The organism is Natrinema gelatinilyticum (genome assembly GCF_024266705.1).
GTDB classification, from domain to species: domain Archaea; phylum Halobacteriota; class Halobacteria; order Halobacteriales; family Natrialbaceae; genus Natrinema; species Natrinema gelatinilyticum.
In genome coordinates, this window is the sequence record NZ_CP100756.1 from 2,468,321 (window position 1) to 2,485,608 (window position 17,288).

General features: G+C 61.4%; 16 protein-coding genes and 1 pseudogene. 9 read left to right on the forward strand and 8 right to left on the reverse strand.

What is annotated here, in order from left to right:
* Positions 1–266: 266 nt before the first annotated feature.
* The 4 genes from NJU76_RS12140 to NJU76_RS12155 all read left to right on the forward strand — a co-directional run bounded on the left by NJU76_RS12140 (position 267) and on the right by NJU76_RS12155 (position 2,796).
* Positions 267–821: a hypothetical protein gene (locus tag NJU76_RS12140; RefSeq protein WP_254528866.1), complete on the forward strand. Its 555-nt coding sequence runs from the start codon at positions 267–269 to the stop codon at positions 819–821.
* Positions 822–1,144: 323 nt separating this feature from the next.
* Positions 1,145–1,558 (forward strand): DUF7994 family protein, encoded by a 414-nt coding sequence (locus NJU76_RS12145; RefSeq protein WP_254528868.1) that lies wholly within the window; start codon positions 1,145–1,147, stop codon positions 1,556–1,558.
* A 396-nt stretch (positions 1,559–1,954) separates the two neighbouring features.
* A complete protein-coding gene (locus NJU76_RS12150; protein WP_254528870.1) occupies positions 1,955–2,158 on the forward strand; it encodes a hypothetical protein in 204 nt (67 codons plus the stop codon).
* Positions 2,155–2,796: a formate/nitrite transporter family protein gene (locus tag NJU76_RS12155; protein ID WP_254528872.1), complete on the forward strand. Its 642-nt coding sequence runs from the start codon at positions 2,155–2,157 to the stop codon at positions 2,794–2,796. The genes NJU76_RS12150 and NJU76_RS12155 overlap by 4 nt, the downstream gene beginning before the upstream one ends.
* Before the next feature lie 20 nt (positions 2,797–2,816).
* Here NJU76_RS12155 and NJU76_RS12160 read toward each other — a convergent pair whose 3' ends face one another.
* From NJU76_RS12160 to purB, 4 genes are all read right to left on the reverse strand, one after another.
* The gene (locus NJU76_RS12160; protein ID WP_254528874.1) at positions 2,817–3,233 is read right to left on the reverse strand and encodes an EamA family transporter; all 417 of its coding nucleotides are present in this window, start codon (positions 3,231–3,233) and stop codon (positions 2,817–2,819) included.
* 23 nt (positions 3,234–3,256) lie between these two features.
* Complete coding sequence (locus tag NJU76_RS12165; protein ID WP_254528876.1) at positions 3,257–4,228, reverse strand: IS1595 family transposase; 972 nt, start codon at positions 4,226–4,228, stop codon at positions 3,257–3,259.
* 12 nt (positions 4,229–4,240) lie between these two features.
* Positions 4,241–4,702 (reverse strand): EamA family transporter, encoded by a 462-nt coding sequence (locus NJU76_RS12170; RefSeq protein WP_254528878.1) that lies wholly within the window; start codon positions 4,700–4,702, stop codon positions 4,241–4,243.
* A 186-nt stretch (positions 4,703–4,888) separates the two neighbouring features.
* On the reverse strand, positions 4,889–6,277 hold the full coding sequence (gene purB / locus NJU76_RS12175; RefSeq protein WP_254528880.1) for an adenylosuccinate lyase: 1,389 nt from the start codon (positions 6,275–6,277) through the stop codon (positions 4,889–4,891).
* Between the two features lie 177 nt (positions 6,278–6,454).
* Between purB and purH the strand changes: the two genes are divergently transcribed.
* Both purH and NJU76_RS12185 read left to right on the forward strand, forming a co-directional pair.
* The gene (gene purH / locus NJU76_RS12180) at positions 6,455–8,131 is read left to right on the forward strand and encodes a bifunctional phosphoribosylaminoimidazolecarboxamide formyltransferase/IMP cyclohydrolase (RefSeq protein ID WP_254528882.1); all 1,677 of its coding nucleotides are present in this window, start codon (positions 6,455–6,457) and stop codon (positions 8,129–8,131) included.
* Between the two features lie 120 nt (positions 8,132–8,251).
* On the forward strand, positions 8,252–9,604 hold the full coding sequence (locus tag NJU76_RS12185; protein WP_254528884.1) for a glycerate kinase type-2 family protein: 1,353 nt from the start codon (positions 8,252–8,254) through the stop codon (positions 9,602–9,604).
* 60 nt (positions 9,605–9,664) lie between these two features.
* Here NJU76_RS12185 and NJU76_RS26720 read toward each other — a convergent pair.
* A pseudogene (locus tag NJU76_RS26720) lies at positions 9,665–10,132 on the reverse strand (amidohydrolase family protein); the annotation flags it as partial.
* Entirely contained in the window at positions 10,063–10,491 is a 429-nt protein-coding gene (locus NJU76_RS26725; RefSeq protein WP_340681215.1) for a hypothetical protein, read from the reverse strand. The gene NJU76_RS26725 and the pseudogene NJU76_RS26720, both read right to left, overlap by 70 nt.
* A 186-nt stretch (positions 10,492–10,677) precedes the next feature.
* On the opposite strand from NJU76_RS26725, the gene thsA reads away from it, so the two are divergent.
* Positions 10,678–12,222 (forward strand): thermosome subunit alpha, encoded by a 1,545-nt coding sequence (gene thsA / locus NJU76_RS12195; RefSeq protein WP_254532461.1) that lies wholly within the window; start codon positions 10,678–10,680, stop codon positions 12,220–12,222.
* 48 nt (positions 12,223–12,270) lie between these two features.
* Here thsA and NJU76_RS12200 read toward each other — a convergent pair whose 3' ends face one another.
* The gene (locus NJU76_RS12200) at positions 12,271–13,095 is read right to left on the reverse strand and encodes an SAM hydrolase/SAM-dependent halogenase family protein (protein WP_254528886.1); all 825 of its coding nucleotides are present in this window, start codon (positions 13,093–13,095) and stop codon (positions 12,271–12,273) included.
* 28 nt (positions 13,096–13,123) lie between these two features.
* The gene (locus tag NJU76_RS12205) at positions 13,124–13,642 is read right to left on the reverse strand and encodes a nicotinamide-nucleotide adenylyltransferase (RefSeq protein WP_254528888.1); all 519 of its coding nucleotides are present in this window, start codon (positions 13,640–13,642) and stop codon (positions 13,124–13,126) included.
* A 366-nt stretch (positions 13,643–14,008) separates the two neighbouring features.
* On the opposite strand from NJU76_RS12205, the gene lonB reads away from it, so the two are divergent.
* Both lonB and NJU76_RS12215 read left to right on the forward strand, forming a co-directional pair.
* The gene (gene lonB / locus NJU76_RS12210) at positions 14,009–16,183 is read left to right on the forward strand and encodes an ATP-dependent protease LonB (protein WP_254528890.1); all 2,175 of its coding nucleotides are present in this window, start codon (positions 14,009–14,011) and stop codon (positions 16,181–16,183) included.
* Positions 16,184–17,275 (forward strand): CPBP family intramembrane glutamic endopeptidase, encoded by a 1,092-nt coding sequence (locus NJU76_RS12215; protein ID WP_254528898.1) that lies wholly within the window; start codon positions 16,184–16,186, stop codon positions 17,273–17,275.
* The last annotated feature ends 13 nt before the right edge of the window (positions 17,276–17,288 follow it).

A 17,288-nucleotide genomic window follows, 5' to 3' on the forward strand; every position in this document is an offset into this window, starting at 1 on the left:
ATGAAGTTTAGACCGTGATCCGTATAATTAACAATTTTCCTGCATATTATCAATGATGACTTAGTTCACTCTTTCGTATTGGAAGCTCTATCCAGTTCCTTGTCACTTCTCCCGTCTTTATTTCCACATTCTTTTAATTATTCTATACGTATTTATCATTTATAAGTATATGACCCGAATCTGTTCTTATCCTTTGTCGGAATCCTCATACAATAACTAATGGTGATATCGAAAAATATAATTGAGGGCTGAGGCATATAAAACAAATGAGAAATAATGAAAGTAAAGGCTGGAAACGACGTTCATTACTAAGCACCATCCCAGAAACTGCCCTCGTGGGGAATATCGAAAGTACAACCGTTGCTTCTGCAAACGAAGACGCTCCGCCTGAAGACCGGTCATTCAACTCTGCACAGGTACAATCTATTCTGAGTGACTTGGATAACCCGATCGTAAACGAAGTCACATCAAAAAAAGAGATGAATGGGGGTAGCATACTCCAATATACCAAAATAAAGACGAACCTTGGGACAGTGGTTTATGCCGAAGCAGAGAATGGTACAAATGGGTCACACTTTTCGTTTCACGACGTTCAAAATACTTCTGAAATACCAAGCAAATATCGGGAAATACCGGAAGGAACCAATCCCTCCTTGATCGGATATGAAAGCGATACTGTTTTTAGAAGATCAGCAACAGACCAAGAAATTAACACTCTTAAACAAGTCACCGACATTAGGGACGAATCGGATGTGATTACTGGGTCCGATATTAATAATTTCCTCATAATCGAGTACAATAATAGTAAAATAATAGGGTGAAAGAATATCACTATTGGTGAGGATTTTGACAGCACTACTGATAGACTTGATGTTGATTTGAACATCGATCGTGGTGATGTGACTGTCTTGCCACAACAGCGTGGTATTACACTGGCTGCTGACTGTAGCACATGGGCGTGGCGATGTGCTACAAGTGGAACATCCTGTGTAGCCTGTTCATCTTCGTGTGCAGGTGTAGCAACAGGAATTGGGGCCCTGGCATGTGTTGCTTGTATCCAAGGTGTGTGTACCGGAGTTGGAGGTACCGCATGCGCTGCTGCGATCGGGAAGTGTTTAGATTGAAAAAAGATAATTAATATCAAATGGTAACTAGGATTAGAAATATGATACAGCGCTGGTTCCACAACTTCGGTATTTTTCTGATCCCCGTGGTTATTGTACTCTCAGCACTCTCGTTTAGAGCAGGACGATCTGACTTACTTGTTGGAACAGGTTTGCTCTCAGGGACTGCAATTGCATTCCTCATCGGTGGGTCTAATGACGGAATTACAATTTCATCAAAAAGAGTTCGATGGTATCAAATTGTGAGTGTAGGATATCTTTTCCTAGCAGCCTTCTGGGTTGTATTTCTACTTGGGGTTAGCCGCTCGGAACAATATTCTGTTGTGATGATCGTAGGCGGACTGATAGGTGTACTGATCTTTTTGGGCATGGGTATCGACATGTACTTTGGTGGGAAGTATTTTAAGCCGGAATTTCGTAAAAACCAATCATGATTCGTTCGGTAGTCCAGGTAGCGTTTTACCGGCAATAGAAGGAAATCATTTAGAATCATTGAATTTTGTCGGTGGTGCAAGTGCCAATGATTACAACTCAGCCAGCAACTCTCACGAGATAGTATCATAATTCTTCCAGTCGATTCAAAGTGGAATAAAATCACCAGAAGACGGGTGCAGACCGGATCCTGATCGTTTTACTGCCCGCGTGGAGGAGTACCGAATCGGTCTATTTCGGAAACGATACTAAATCCTGGCGCTCGAGTCGACGCTCCTCGAACTGGTCGGGTGACTGCGGCTCGAATCGCTGACGACTCGCCGTTCGTCTCGGAACCGTGCTGTATGCAGTGGTTACTGACAGTACCGCTAACTGACTGGAACACGTTCACCCCGCAGATGAGTAGTCAGGAGGTCACCGAGGAGACGCGAACCTATCGGGAGGTGCTCGAAATCGAACTTCGCAGCGCGCTTCGCGAGTTCGAACGTCCGACCTTCGGGCTCTTTCTCTCGGCGTTCGCGGCCGGGTTGAACGTGAGCTTCGGCGCGTTGTTCATGGAATGGCGCTTACGTTTTCGCCGTCCTTTTCGTCGGAACTGGTGAAACAGCTGGTACTCGCGAACGTGTCCGCGGTGGGATTCGTGCTCGTGATCTTGGGACAGACGGAGCTGTTTACGGCGCACACGACGCTGGGTCTGCTCCCGGTCCTGAACGGGCAAGCGGCCGTCGCCGATCTCGCGAGGCTGTGGGGCATGATCTATGTCGCGAACCTCATCGGGTGTACGGCATTCGCCGGTCTGATCGCCGTTACGGGTCCCGCGTTGGGCATCGTCGATCCGAGCGCGTTCGGCTCGCTCGCAGACGCACTGGTACCGGTTTCCGCCTGGGCGATCACGCTCAGCGGGATCATCGCTGGTTGGCTGATGGGGCTGCTCACCTGGCTCGTTGCCGCGTCTCGAGACTCCGTCGGGGAGTTTCTGGTGACGTGGGTCGTTGCGAGCGCAATCGGGTTCGGTCCGTTTCACCACAGCCTCCTCGGTTCGACCGAAGTTCTCACGGCGGTGCTTCTGGCACAGGGCGTGTCGATCGCCGATTTTGTGCACTTTCTCTCCTACACGACGATCGGCAACGTGATCGGCGGGACCGTCTTCGTCGCCGCGCTCAATTACGGGCACGCGATCCGTGGGAGTCGGTCCCGGGAACTCGATATCGACGTGGCCGAAGAGGACGAAGATCACTGACGTCGGCCGGAAACGGCGGGTCAGATCGACATCAACGCGATCGCCACCGCGCTCAACCCGATCGCGGCGAGTTTGCGAGCGGTGACAGCCTCGTCGAGGGCCACCATCCCGATCAGCGAACTGACGACGATGAAGAGCCCGTAGATCGGGACGACGATGCTGACAGGACCGAGTGCAAGCGCTCGGTAGTAACTCAACAGGCCGATCGTTAGCAGCACGCCGATCGCGATGAGTGTCGGCGTCTGGGGGTGATGAAGGAACGGACGCACCCGGAGGCCCCGGTAGGCGATCACGAGGCCGACGGTGACGAACATGACCGAGTTCGAAAGGAACACGGCGAGCGTGCTGGGAAGGTCGGTCATCGCGATCGAGAGCAGCGGCACGACGAGGCTGTACGCGAGACAGGCGAGAATCGAAAGTTCGAGATATCGTCGCATCACTCTTCACCCCCGGCGCGCTCTTATGTAGAGCTGGGGAATGCCCCCATAGCAAGGCAGTCGATGACGCTTACGAGGGATGCGCCAGCGAGATTCAATGAACGGATGATTCCAAATGTGTGAGCGGCCTGCTCCAAGCCGTGCTTGGACAGGCCGCGGAACTTCCGTAGCCACGGTTTGATGAGTGAAAAGAGGCACTCAACCTGGTTAATATGGACACCGTCAGGCGAGACGTACGTCTCGTCGTGCACAACGATCTGGTGAGTGTACTCCATCTGCCGATACGCTTGGAGACCATCAGTCCAGACCTCTCCCAGCGGCTGGGAGAGGTCTTCAGCCTCCTGTATTACTGGATCAAGGTCTGTTTCGTAACTGATGCCAAGCTGGCCGTGAACAACCCGTAGCACGTCGCGGCACGCCGCGACGAGCGTTATCTGGTCGCCGTGTCGTCCACGCCAGCGCGAGCGTCCTGATCGAGACGACCCGCCGCGGTGACGGCTGTCCCGCGGCGGGTCTTGGCCTTTGTATCCTGAACAGACGCTGCTGGATTCATCGATTTGTACCGGTCCGTCGATTTCCTGTTGGAACTGGTTCCAGACGACCGGGAAGCCTCGCTGAACCGCGGCTTCGACCTCTCGAATGGCGTAGTAGACGGTCTTGTACGCTCGATCGAGCAGTGTCGCAATTTTCGAGATACTCAACAGCGTGTCGGCATAGAGGATGAATGCGAGAAGCACCTCACCACTGGAGAGGTGCTTCTCGTGAAACGGTGTTCCGTAGGTGCAAACCGGCTTGAACCCGCAGCTTCGGCAGATAACACGATTCGATGACGGCCACGTTTGGATGCTTGGATCACCGCATTCTGGACACGGAGCCTGCTCCCAGAATTTCTTGAGTCGCCGCTCGATTTGATCATCGAGCGGCTTCGTCTGCAGTTCAATCACTCCAAGATCAACGAGCTGTTGCAGCATCTTCCCGAATGCTGGCTGAGACATATTCTCTTGAGATCAGCCATCACAGTGTAACCGTGGGGCATTCCCCAGCTCTACATAAGAGCGCCCGGCGGCGAGGTAAATCGCAACGGCGGCGACGACGATTCCGGCGGCGCGGGTCGCGGTCAAATCTTCGCCGAGGAACGCAATTCCGATGATCGAACTTCCCACGATGAAGAGGCCGTAGATCGGGACGACGACGCTGACCGGGCCGTGCTCGAGTGCCCGGTAATAGGCGAGAATACCGGTGGACAGAAAGAGACCAGCGATGTAGACGATCCCCGCCGCGGGCGTGACCACGTCCGATGGCCGGCCCGTCCCCGTGACGACGAGGACAACGGCGGTCAGGCAGAGAAAGATCGTCGTCGAGAGGAAAAGCGCGACTGCGGGCGGTACATCGGACGTGACGACGCTCGTCAATGGTGCGATCAGCCCGTAGGCGACGAGGGCGACGATCACCCAAAGCAGATATTCCATATCACTTGTGGATCGACCGGCGACTTTTGTATCCGTTTCGCCACTGCGTGCTCGAGAGCAGGCAGGAGAGCACGCGGTTGCATTGCAGATTCCTGTGGAAATAACCGCTAGTTCGGACGGCCGTAACGGCGCCCCGCGAGGATTGACTGCATTCTGACGATGGTCACTCGGATGCGGTGTCGACTGTCACTCGGCCATGTCGTCGACGAGTTCGCTCGCGACGCCAGTGTAGCCGGCCGGCGTCAGCGCGTGGAGTTCCTCGCGGACGTCCTCGTCGACGTCCAGTTCGTCGAACAGTTCCCGGAAGTCCGCGAGTGTGACGTCCTTGCCGCGGGTGACGGCCTTGACGCGCTCGTAGGCGTCGGCCTGGCCCTCGCGTCGGAGGATGGTCTGGACGGCTTCGCCGATGATTTCGGGGGTCGCTTCGAGGTCGTCGCGCATGACCCGCTCGTTGGGGACGACCTTCGAGAGGCCGGCGGCGGTCTTGCCGTAACCAATCTGGCAGTGAGCAAGGGCGGTTCCGATGTTGCGCTTGACGGTCGAATCGGAGAGGTCGCGCTGGAGTCGGGAGGTGGTGACGTACTCTGCGAGGAAGGCGAGATCCGAGTTTGCTTTCGAGAGGTTCCCCTCGCTGTTCTCGAAGTCGATCGGGTTGACCTTGTGTGGCATGGTCGAAGAACCCGTTTCGCCTTCGACGGCTTCCTGACCGAGGTAGCGATCGGAGACGTAGAGCCACACGTCGAGGTCGAGGTCGAGCAGGACTTCGTTGGCTCCACGGAACGCATCGAACAGGGCCGCGAGGTCGTCACAGGGGTTGACCTGCGTCGTCAGCGCTTCGAACTCGAGGCCGAGGCCCTCGACGAAATCCCGAGCGAAGGCCTGCCAGTCGACGTCGGGGTAGGCGGCGATGTGGGCCGCGTACGTTCCGGAGGCGCCGCCGAGTTTGCCCCGCAGATCGTCGGTTGCCAGCCGGATGCGACCGGTGGCACGGGCCAGCCGAGAGGCGTAGACGGCCATCTCTTTCCCGAACGTGGTCGGCGTCGCGGGCTGACCGTGGGTACGGGCCAGCATCGGAAGGTCGCGGTAGTCGCGTGCCATGTCCGCGAGCGTCTCGCGGACGTCGTACAGTTCGGGGAGGAGGACCTCGTCGACGGCGTCGCGGACGAGCAGTCGGTGAGCGAGGTTGTTCACGTCCTCGCTGGTCAATCCGAAGTGGATCCAGGCTGACGCGTCGCTTTCTTCGGGGAGCCGGTGGCGGACGAAGTATTCGACGGCCTTGACGTCGTGGTTCGTCGCCGCGAAGTCGGCGTGGCCCTCGGTTTCGAGTTTCTTGATCAACTGCGCGTCCTCCTCGGCGAAGCTCTCGAAGAGGCTCCGCAGGTGCGTTCGCTCCTCGAGGTCGAGTTCCAACGGCGTCGCCTCGAGGTCGGCCAACGCGATCAGGTATTCGACTTCGACGCGGACTCGGGCGCGCATGAGTGCGGCCTCGCTCGCGTACGGCGACAGCAGTGCGGTCCGGCCGCCGTACCGGCCATCGAGCGGCGAGACGGCGTACAGGGCGTCGGTCTCGGTCATAGTGGGCGTTGGTCAAGCAGGTCGCAAAAGCGTGTCGAAACCACTGGCTCACCGATGCCACGAGCGTGCATATCTCTGAAGTTGGAGATGCGCATGAGACCGGATTAATACACGTATGTGCACATATTGGTGATCGAGACCGTAATCACTTTGCCGCTCGCGGGCGCGGATTCGACCATGACGCGAATCGCCGGGATGGCCGGCAACCGAGGGCGCAACCTGTTGAACATCGCCGACCACGAACCGGGAGGAGCCGAGTTCGCCGTCGTCCTGACGAACGTGGCGGACGCGCCAGTGCTCGAGGCCGCCACCGAGCGCGGGATCCCCACCGAAGTCGTCCCCCTCGAGGAAGGAATGAGCCGTCGAGAACACGAGGAGGCCGTTCTCGAGGTGCTGTCGGATTACGAGTTCGACCTCGTCTGTCTGGACGGGTACATGCGGATCCTCTCCGATACGTTCCTTGAGGCCGCCCCGATGACGCTGAACGTCCACCCTTCGCTGCTGCCGTCCTTCCCCGGCATGGACGCCTGGAACGACGCGCTCGAGGCCGGCGTTTCGGTGACGGGCTGTACGGTCCACGTCGTGACGGACGCGACCGACGAGGACGGCGAGGTCGTCGAGGAGGAAGTCGACGCCGGCCCGATCGTTACCCAGGAGCCGATTCCCGTCTACGAGGGCGACGACGAGGAAACACTCAAAGAGCGCGTCCTCTACGAGGGTGAGTTCCGCGCGTATCCGCGGGCCGTGACGTGGATCGCCGAGGGGGCGGTGGACGTGGATACGGAAACCGGCGAGGTGACCGTCGAAGCAGACGCACCGAATGCGCCGGACGCCGAGGGACTGCCCGCACGTCGGCTCACCTCCAGCGACCGCACCGATACACTCCGCTACGGGGAAAATCCGCACCAGGATGCCGCGGTCTACGCCGATTTCACATGCGACGAGGCCAGCGTCGTCCACGCCGAACAGTTGAACGAGGGCGCGAAGGCGCTGTCTTACAACAACTACAACGACGCCGACGGCGCGTTGAATCTCATCAAGGAGTTCGACGAGCCCGCGGCGGCGGTCATCAAGCACACGAACCCCGCGGGCTGTGCGACCGCCGATTCGATTTCCGATGCCTACGAGAAGGCGCTCTCGACGGACCCCATGAGCGCCTTTGGCGGCATCGTCGCCCTGAATCGGACGTGTGACGCCGCCACCGCCGAACGGGTCGTCGACTCGTTCAAGGAGGTCGTCGTCGCGCCCGGCTACACCGACGACGCGCTCGCGGTCCTCCGCGAAAAGGAGAACTTGCGTGTCCTCGACGTGGGTCGCGAGGCGCGTGGTGCCTCGGATGCGAGCAGCGAACAGCCGCGAACGCTCGGGGAACGGATGGAGCGCTTCACCGAGAAGCCCCTCGTCGGCGGTCGACTGGTTCAAGAGCGCGACCTGCAGTCGATTACGGCCGACGACCTCGAGGTCGTCACCGAGCGCGAACCGACCGACGAGGAACTCGAGACGATGGTGTTCGCCTGGCAGACGCTCAAGCACGTCAAGTCCAACGGGATTCTCTTCGCGGACGGTACCGAGACCGTCGGTATCGGGATGGGACAGGTTTCTCGCGTCGACGCGGTTCGACTGGCCGCGATGAAAGCTGACGAGCACGCCGAAGGTAAAGACGCCGAGGGTGCGGTCATGGCCTCGGACGCGTTCTTCCCGTTCCCGGACGGTATCGAGGAGGCCGCGAAAGCGGGGATCGGGGCCGTGATCCAGCCGGGTGGCTCGGTCAACGACGAGGACGTGATCGAGGCCGCGGACGAACACGGCATCGCGATGGCGTTTACGGGGCAGCGGTCGTTCAGGCACGATTAGCGCCCTCGAGCGACCGCAATACCCGATCGGATTCACGGGCAGATTCCTCGAGGGGCGTTCGCGAACGCGGTGAGCGAATCGCACGGTAAACTATCAGTGATCGTCCCGAGGTGTACAGACATGATCGAGAATCGTGATCGTCTCGCCTCGAGTGCGGCCCACGACGTGGCACTCGAGTGCATCGAAGCCGGAATCGAAGCGGGACACCCGCGGCGGGTCATCCGCGACGCCGTGGCGCTCAAGGGCGAGTCCCTGCGCGTCACCGGCGAGTCGTACGACCTCCGCGAGTACGGCGAACTCGTCGTTCTGGGCGGCGGGAACGCGGCGGCTCACGTCGCGGCCGCGCTCGAGGACCTGCTGAGCGATCGGATCGACGGCGGTGTGGTGGTCACGGACGACCCGGTCGAAACGGAGCGCGTCGACGTCCGCGAAGGCGACCATCCCGTCCCCAGCGAGCGCGGCGTCGCGGGAACGCGTGACCTTCTCGAGGTGGCGGACGGAGCTGACGATGGGACGCTCGTGCTCGCGGCGATCACCGGCGGCGGTAGCGCGCTCATGGCAGCGCCCGCTGGGACCGTCTCGCTTTCGGCCCTTCGGTCGACGACCGAGCAACTCCTGACGAGCGGCGCCGACATCCACGAAATCAACGCGGTTCGAAAACACCTGTCGGCGCTCAAAGGCGGCCGACTCGCGCGTCGGACCGCGCCCGCGACGGTTGTCTCGCTGATCCTGAGTGACGTCGTCGGGAACGATCTGAGCGTCGTCGCAAGCGGGCCGCTCACGCCTGACGAATCGACGTTCGAGGAGGCGATTTCGATCCTCGGCAGGTACGGGGTCGACGCGCCCGATCCGGTCGTCGCCCGCCTCGAGCGCGGCGCGGCCGGCGAGATCCGGGAGACGCCCGAATCCAATGATCCGGCGTTCGCGACCGTTTCCAACCACGTGATCGCCGACGGGATGACCGTGCTTGAGGCGGCCAGCCAGGCGGCGGCCGGATGCGGGTACGAGCCCCTGGTCCTGACTTCGCGCGTCCGCGGCGAGGCCCGTGAGGCGGCCACGACTCACGTCAGCATCGCGGAGGAAGCGCGGGCGACTGGCACGCCGATCTCGCCGCCGGCCGTGATTCTCTCCGGCGGAGAGACGACGGTGACGGTCCGTGGCGACGGCCACGGGGGCCCGAACCAGGAGTTCGCGACGAGCGCGGTGCTGGCGCTCGAGGGGCCCGGAGGCGAGGAGCAGGTCGAAGACGGCGGGACCATCGCAGTCGCCGCGGTCGACACCGACGGCATAGACGGCGTGACCGACGCGGCCGGGGCGCTCGTCGACGAGACGACCGCTCCGGCTCCCGACGCGGCACGTACCGCTCTCGCAGAGAACGACGTGTATCCGTATCTCGACGCCCGAGACGCGCTGATACGCACTGGATCGACTGGGACCAACCTGAACGATCTACGGGTGCTGGTCGTGGAGTAGGCCTCGTAACGCAGTCGTGACGCGCCCAGGACGCGAACGCCGTCGGTTCCGAACGCAGACTCAGGGCTCCCCTTTCTGCGCGAGCGAGTCGATCACGCGACAGGCGTTTTTCGAAAATGCGCGTCGAAGCAGGTCCTCCGAGACGTCGAGGGTAAGTATCTCCATGACGGCGACGTTCGGATGGCAGGCCGGCGCGCCGCTTCCGAAGAAGACGCGGTCGGGGTGTTCGAGCAGCGCCCGCTCGAGTTGCTCGCGGTAGCGGACGAAACTCGTCTCGAGGTAGCAGTCGTCGTACGTTTCGAGGAGGTCGATCATCTCGTCCATCAGCGACCGGTTCAGCGGATGGCCGCCGAATCTGCCGACGATGACGGGAAACGAGCGTCCGAGCAGTGTTTCGGCGAGCGTCTCGGGCGGCGCGTCGACGCCACCGCGGACGATCACGGGAAGATCGACGTCCTCTAAGGCCGTGAGGACGTCGTCGTCGGGATACTCGTCGACACCGGGTCGATAACGAACCCGTGAAAGCGGTCGTCGTACGCGTACTTCTCGACATCGCCGGGGGAGGTATAGTGGTCCGCGCGCCGGCGAACCGCGTTGCGGAGCCGTCCCGCCGCGTTTCGGCCCGGCGTCTGGGTTCCGCTAATTCGGGCGAACGTGATGAACGGCCGGTCGACGCTGCGCCTCGCGACGCCATTGTTCGGCGCGAGATAGCCCGTCTCAGATCGAGACGGCGGGAACACGATCGACCTGGTGATTCCCGCCTGGTGCATCTCCCGCTCGAGCCGATCCGCCGTGGTCGTTCTTCTCTGGGAATCTCCACTGCCGTCGACTGGCGGCAGTCGCGTCGCGACGTCGACGACGCGAAATCCGTGTTCCAGTTCCAGCATATCGGGAATGTTCCGAGTCGAGCCATATTTCCTTACCGCCCCCGTCGTCGACGGGTCTGTTTCGCGTTCGCATGGGCAATCGCAAGACGGAGCGGTGGCTGTAGGGAAAGAGTTATATAGAAGTGCTGACGACATGGTTAGTGAGGATCTACGATGGCACAACAGCGACGCATGGGCGGACAGCCTATGTTTATTTTGAGCGAGGACAGCCAGCGAACCCAGGGACGCGACGCCCAATCGTCGAACATCATGGCCGGCAAGGCCGTGGCCGAGTCGGTACGCACGACGCTCGGCCCCCGCGGAATGGACAAGATGCTCGTCGACTCCGGCGGGGACGTCGTCATCACGAACGACGGCGCGACCATCCTCAACAAGATGGACATTGAGCACCCCGCGGCTCAGATGATCGTCGAAGTCGCCGACTCGCAGGAAGAGGAAGTCGGTGATGGGACGACGACAGCGGCAGTCATCGCCGGCAACCTGCTCGGCGAAGCAGAAGATCTCATCGAACAGGACGTCCACGCGACGACGATCGTCGAGGGCTACCACGAGGCCGCCGAGATCGCGCTGGACGCGATCGCCGAAGCGATCAACGAAGCCGACGTCGACGACGAGATTCTCTCACAGGTCGCCGAGTCGAGCATGACCGGCAAGGGAACCGGCGGCCTTACGGCCAAATCGCTGGCCGAAACCGTCGTCGAAGCAATCCATCACGTCGAAACCGACGACGGCGTCGCACGCGACAACGTCACCGTCCACACGCAGATCGGTGCCTCATCGAACGCGACCGAACTCGTCCCCGGGATCGTCGTCGACGAAGAGCCCGCTCACGAAGCGATGCCCGCCGAGGTCGAGGACGCATCGCTCGCGATTCTGGACGTCGAACTCGGCGTTCGCACGGGCGACGTCGACGCGGAGTACGCCATCGACTCGATCGATCAGCTCAACGCCGCGATCGACGCCGAAGAAGGCGAGCTTCAGGGCTACGCCGAGACTATCGTCGACAGCGGGGCTGACGTCGTCTTCACTACCGACGACGTCGACGACCGCGTTGCGACCGCGCTCGCTAACGAGGGCGTCCTCGTCTTCGAGAACCTCGGCGACAGCGACGCCCGTCAGGTCGCGTCCGCGACCGGCGCCCGCCGCGTCGGCGCACTCGAGGACTTAGAGGATGAGGACTTCGGCTCGGCCGACCGGATCCACACCGAGACGTACGGTGACGACGACCTCGCGTTCGTCGAGGGCGGCGCTGCCGCAGAGACGGTTACCGTTTTCGTTCGCGGTGGCACCGAACACGTTGTCGACGAACTCGAGCGTGCCATCGAGGACGCACTGGACGTCGTCGCGACGGCGCTCGAATCGGGCGAAGTCGTCCCCGGTGCGGGTGCGACGGAAATCGCGATCGCTGATAAGATTCGTCAGGAAGCCGCCGGTATCGAGGGTCGCAAGCAACTCGCCGTGACATCGTTTGCCGATGCGATCGACGTGGTTCCCCGCACGCTCGCGGCCAACACGGGTCAGGACCCGATCGACGCGCTCGTCGATCTCCGCGCCGCCAACGAGTCCGAGGGTCGGGCCGGCCTGATCACCAGCGGTGACGAGGTCACCATCGACGATCCGTTCGAGCACGGCGTCGTCGACCCCGCCGACGTCAAGCGCGAGGCCATCGAAAGCGCGACCGAAGCCGCGACAATGATCGTCCGTATCGACGACGTTATCGCAGCCGAGTAACGCCGTCGTTCGACGACGGCAGGTCAACGAAGCGATTTTTTCGCACCGTCACTCGCCGACTCGTTCAGTCGGCTCGAGGGCGATCCGATCGCCGGTTTCGAGTCCGAAGGCCTCGTCGCCGCGCCCCTGATTGACGTCGAGTTCGACGAAACCGTGGCTACCGACGGTCGCGAGCCGGTCCCCGATTGGGACGTCGGCGAAGGTTTCCCCGACCGGGACGACGTCGCCGTTCGCGGCGATCAGATCGCATCCTGCGAGGAAGTCGCCTGAAACGTTCGTGATGACGTTGCCGAAGCCGTCGACGACCAGCACCTCGCCGATCGCTCGCGCGCCGTCGAGCGTCGGCGTCGGTAGCTCGAGGTCGATGTCGACCGCGGACGGCGCGAGATACGCGAGCGAAGACAGTTCGTCGGCGTCGTGGACTGCGGCGGCGACCGGTGCGAACACGTCTCGGCCGTGAAACGTGTTGCTCTTCGGGGGACGACGCTCGCTCGAGCCCTCGGCCGTCGTAGGGGCGACGGGATCGACGTCGCGCTCGTCGACGGCGTATGCCTCGAGTCCGTCCGCCTCGTCATCGGCGAGTCGCCGCGCGGCTGGGAGCAACACGCCGTTGTCCGGGCCGACGAGCGTGTGATCACCTGCACGGAGAACCAGCGCGTTTCGTTCGGTACCGACGCCCGGATCGACGACGACGAGATGGGTCGCGGGCGGAAAGTAGGGGAGCACTTCCCGAAGCCAGAACGCGGATGCACGGACGTCCTGCCGTGGGAAGTCGTGAGCGACGTCGACCAGTTTGGCGTCCGTTCGGTGCAGCAATACGCCCTTCATCGCCGCCGGGTACGGGGAGCCGAAATCCGATGCGAGCGTGATCATGGCCGAACGTTGGAGCCGCCGACACAAGTCAGTCGCCGTTCGAATCCGTGTCACTCACCATCTGAATGCGCTCGATGCCGTTCATCTCCTCGACGACTTCGACGACCGCTTTGGGGACGAGTGTCTGCCAGTCGTCACCGTTTATCATTCGCTCGCGGACTTCGGTTCCCTCGAGGACGTCTCGGTTGAACATCGGCGACTGACGAATCTCGATGCCGGCCTCCCGAAAGAGCTGGATGACCAGCGGGTTGTTCGAGTAGGCGACGTCGAAGTCGGGACTCATGCTCTGGATGTGGCTCACCCAGACCGAGTTCCGCTCTAAGTCCTCGATCGGAACCGCGTACGTCACGAGATCGTAGTCGACGAGCGATTTCGTGATCATCATGATCCGCTCGCCCGCTGTAAACGGATTCCGCCCGGTGTGTGAGTCGTCGGCGCTCCCGATCCCCAAGACGAGTTCGTCGACGTCCTCGGCGATCTGTTCGACCATGCTCAGGTGGCCGTTGTGAAAGGGCTGAAAACGGCCGATATAGAACCCCCGCGTCATGCCGGACACTGCTCGAGCAGCACGCTTAAGCGTGGCGAGTTCGCTGCGGACTGTGCGCATCCAGATATATCAGATGTTCGTCTACTCGCGTTTTGTCCCGTCTTCACCGCTTTGCTTCAACCAGGTAATCCCGTCTCGGCCAGATTCATGGTAATTGTTGACACTATTCACGAATACTAGTCGAGCTTGACTGACTGGTGAACAGAATATTTCAAATTAATATATAGTGAATCAATACAATCGCATCTATTCTTGATTTCGACCCTCGGACGCTGTGCCCCCCGGTTTCAGCAACTGACACCATGCTCCGGATGGAGAAAGTATATCAGTCGCAATCCCTTCCAGACAGATACCGAACAGAGTTCTATGAGTAACGATACGAACGTTGACGACCCTCCCAAAGACGCCCCGGAGGCTGCTCCCGACGAGGAATACGTCGAGGAGCAACCAGAGCGTCAGGGAGAGCGGTCGCCGCTCGAGGAGGAAGACGGTGACCGTCGCACCGACGTCGACGATCCGGGCGACGAGAGCGACGAGTTCGAGCCGTCGTCCGACGAGACCGACGTGGACGACGAGATCGAGACCGTCGACGACCTCGGCAGTACGGTCGAGGTCGATCCCGGCGTCGAGGTCGACGAGGACATCGCCGAGGACGACCTTCTCGGCGGCCTCAAGATTGATTCGACGGAGGACATCGAGGTCCCCGATCGACTCGTCGATCAGGTCATCGGCCAGGACGAAGCACGAGATATAATCATCAAAGCGGCGAAGCAGCGCCGCCACGTCATGATGATCGGCTCGCCGGGGACCGGCAAGTCGATGCTGGCGAAGGCGATGAGCCAACTGCTGCCCAAGGAGGATCTCCAGGACGTTTTAGTCTACCACAACCCGGACGACGGCAACGAGCCGAAGGTCCGCACCGTTCCCGCCGGCAAGGGCGAACAGATCATCGACGCCCACAAGGAAGAAGCCCGCAAGCGCAATCAGATGCGCTCGATCCTGATGTGGATCATCATCGCGATCGTCATCGGGTACGCGATTCTTTCGGGCAACATACTACTCGGCGTTGTCGCCGCGGGGATCATCTGGCTGATCTTCCGGTACACCAGCCGAGGCACCGACGCGATGGTGCCCAACATGATCGTCAACAACGGCGATCAGCGCGTCGCGCCCTTCGAGGACGCGACCGGCGCTCACGCCGGTGCGCTGCTGGGCGACGTCCGCCACGACCCCTTCCAGTCCGGCGGCATGGAGACTCCGAGCCACGACCGCGTGGAACCCGGCTCCATCCACAAGTCCAACAAGGGCGTGCTATTCGTCGACGAGATCAACACGCTCGACATCCGCACTCAGCAGAAGCTGATGACGGCCATCCAGGAAGGCGAGTTCGCGATCACCGGCCAATCCGAGCGCTCCTCGGGCGCGATGGTCCAGACCGAACCCGTCCCCTGTGACTTCATCATGGTCGCCGCGGGCAACCTCGACGCCATGGAGAACATGCACCCTGCACTCCGCAACCGGATCAAGGGGTACGGCTACGAGGTCTACATGGACGACACCATCGAGGATACCCCCGAGATGCGCCGCAAGTACGCCCGCTTCGTCGCCCAGGAGGTCGAACGCGACGGCCGCTTGCCCCACTTCACCGACGAAGCCGTCGAGGAGGTCATCCTCGAGGCGAAACGCCGGTCGGGCCGGAAGAACCACCTGACGCTGCTGTTCCGCAGCCTCGGTGGCCTGGTCCGCGTCGCCGGCGACATCGCCCGCGCAGAGGACCGTGAGTTCACCACCCGCGAGGACGTCTTGCAGGCCAAGGAACGCTCGCGCTCGATCGAGCAACAGCTCGCCGACGATTACATCGAACGCCGCAAGGACTACGAACTGCAAGTCAACGAAGGCGGCGTCGAAGGTCGCGTCAACGGCCTCGCCGTCATGGGCGAGGACTCGGGTATCATGCTACCCGTGATGGCCGAAATCGCGCCCGCCCAGGGCGGCGGCCAGGTGATCGCGACCGGCCAGCTCAAGGAAATGGCCGAGGAGTCGGTCCAGAACGTCTCCGCGATCATCAAGAAGTTCTCCGACGTCGATCTCTCGGAGAAGGATATCCACATTCAGTTCGTTCAGGCCGGTCAGCAGGGCGTCGACGGTGACTCTGCCTCCATCACGGTGGCGACCGCGGTCATCAGCGCTCTCGAGAACATCCCGGTCGATCAGTCGGTCGCGATGACCGGCTCGCTGTCGGTCCGGGGCGACGTGCTTCCGGTCGGTGGGGTCACCCACAAGATCGAAGCTGCTGCCAAGGCTGGCTGTTCCAGGGTTATTATCCCCGAAGCGAACGAACAGGACGTGATGATCGAAGAGGAGTACGAGGAGATGATCGAGATCATCCCCTGTGCGAACATCAGCGAAGTCCTCGACGTCGCCCTGATGGGCGAACCGAAGAAGGATTCACTGGTCGACCGGCTCAAGTCGATCACCGGATCGGCCTTCGATCAGAGCGCCGTCGGCTCCGCCGGCGGCTCGAACCCGAGCCCGCAGTAAATGCCCCAGTGGGCGGCGTTCCTCGGTATCGCGGGCGTCGTCCTCGTGTTATTACTCGTTTTAACGCATCTGACGCAGACGGCGTTTACCGACGGTGACCGGGAACAGAGCGACAGTGGCTGGTCTCGAGCCGACGCGTCGGTGGGAGGCGACCGACCCGACGTCTCGACCGACACCGGCCACGCGGATGGGACGACCGACGCCAACCGCGCCGACATCGCAGTCGAGTTACCGTCCCGAACTGACGAATCGGGTCGAGAGTCGCGTGGGGAGACGAATCCGACCGACTCATCGGCAGACGACACCGACGGACGAACTCGTGGTGTCGACGAGTCCCCGACACCGCCTCCCGCCTCGAGCACCGCCGCTTCCGTCGACGAAACCGGAGCAGGATCCAGTCCGCATTCCGGCTGGAATCGAGGGCCCGACCCGATCGCTTCGGACGAGGACCGCCGGCCGAGCGGCCATCGTGGCGACCCGACCTCGATGACGACGGGAATGGTCCTCCTGAACGTGGCGCTTTCCCAGGGGCTCTTCGCGCTCGTGTTGCTTGGTGCGGCTATCTACACGGCGATTCCGTCGTCGGCACTGGGCCTCGAGCTCTCGGTGTCCTATCTCGAAACGGGACTCCTGGCGGGGGCGGCCGCCGGAGTCGCGTTCTACGTGGCGAACGAACTCGGAGCGGCGGCAGCGACGTGGGTCGGATTCGATCACGATGAAGGCCTGCGGGAACTGCTCGCACCGGATTCGGTCGGCGGCTGGGTGCTCCTGCTGGTCTGTGTCCTGCCGATTATTGCCGTCTTCGAGGAGTTCCTCTTTCGGGCGGCCCTCATCGGCGTCCCGGCTGCAGGATTCGGCGTTTCGCCGTGGCTACTCGCGGTCGTCTCGTCGATCGCGTTCGCGATGGGTCACGGGATGCAGGGCTCGGTCGGCATCGTCGTCACCGGCCTTCTCGGCTTCGCCCTCGCTACCGTCTTCATCGTGACGGGGAGTCTGCTGGTCGTCGTCGTTGCCCACTACCTCGTTAACGCCCTCGAATTCGTCGTCCACGAGGCCCTCGGCATCGAATGGGCAGAAATCCTCGAAAGCTAAGGATCGGGGCCCG

Bases quoted from the DNA above. Each gene is read 5' to 3' on its own strand.
- NJU76_RS12140 (WP_254528866.1), top strand. From the start codon at position 267: ATGAGAAATAATGAAAGTAAAGGCTGGAAACGACGTTCATTACTAAGC.
- NJU76_RS12145 (WP_254528868.1), top strand. From the start codon at position 1,145: ATGGTAACTAGGATTAGAAATATGATACAGCGCTGGTTCCACAACTTC.
- NJU76_RS12150 (WP_254528870.1), top strand. From the start codon at position 1,955: ATGAGTAGTCAGGAGGTCACCGAGGAGACGCGAACCTATCGGGAGGTG.
- NJU76_RS12160 (WP_254528874.1), bottom strand. From the start codon at position 3,233: ATGCGACGATATCTCGAACTTTCGATTCTCGCCTGTCTCGCGTACAGC.
- NJU76_RS12165 (WP_254528876.1), bottom strand. From the start codon at position 4,228: ATGTCTCAGCCAGCATTCGGGAAGATGCTGCAACAGCTCGTTGATCTT.
- NJU76_RS12170 (WP_254528878.1), bottom strand. From the start codon at position 4,702: ATGGAATATCTGCTTTGGGTGATCGTCGCCCTCGTCGCCTACGGGCTG.
- purB (WP_254528880.1), bottom strand. From the start codon at position 6,277: ATGACCGAGACCGACGCCCTGTACGCCGTCTCGCCGCTCGATGGCCGG.
- purH (WP_254528882.1), top strand. From the start codon at position 6,455: ATGACGCGAATCGCCGGGATGGCCGGCAACCGAGGGCGCAACCTGTTG.
- NJU76_RS12185 (WP_254528884.1), top strand. From the start codon at position 8,252: ATGATCGAGAATCGTGATCGTCTCGCCTCGAGTGCGGCCCACGACGTG.
- NJU76_RS26725 (WP_340681215.1), bottom strand. From the start codon at position 10,491: ATGCTGGAACTGGAACACGGATTTCGCGTCGTCGACGTCGCGACGCGA.
- thsA (WP_254532461.1), top strand. From the start codon at position 10,678: ATGTTTATTTTGAGCGAGGACAGCCAGCGAACCCAGGGACGCGACGCC.
- NJU76_RS12200 (WP_254528886.1), bottom strand. From the start codon at position 13,095: ATGATCACGCTCGCATCGGATTTCGGCTCCCCGTACCCGGCGGCGATG.
- NJU76_RS12205 (WP_254528888.1), bottom strand. From the start codon at position 13,642: ATGACGCGGGGGTTCTATATCGGCCGTTTTCAGCCCTTTCACAACGGC.
- lonB (WP_254528890.1), top strand. From the start codon at position 14,009: ATGAGTAACGATACGAACGTTGACGACCCTCCCAAAGACGCCCCGGAG.
- NJU76_RS12215 (WP_254528898.1), top strand. From the start codon at position 16,184: ATGCCCCAGTGGGCGGCGTTCCTCGGTATCGCGGGCGTCGTCCTCGTG.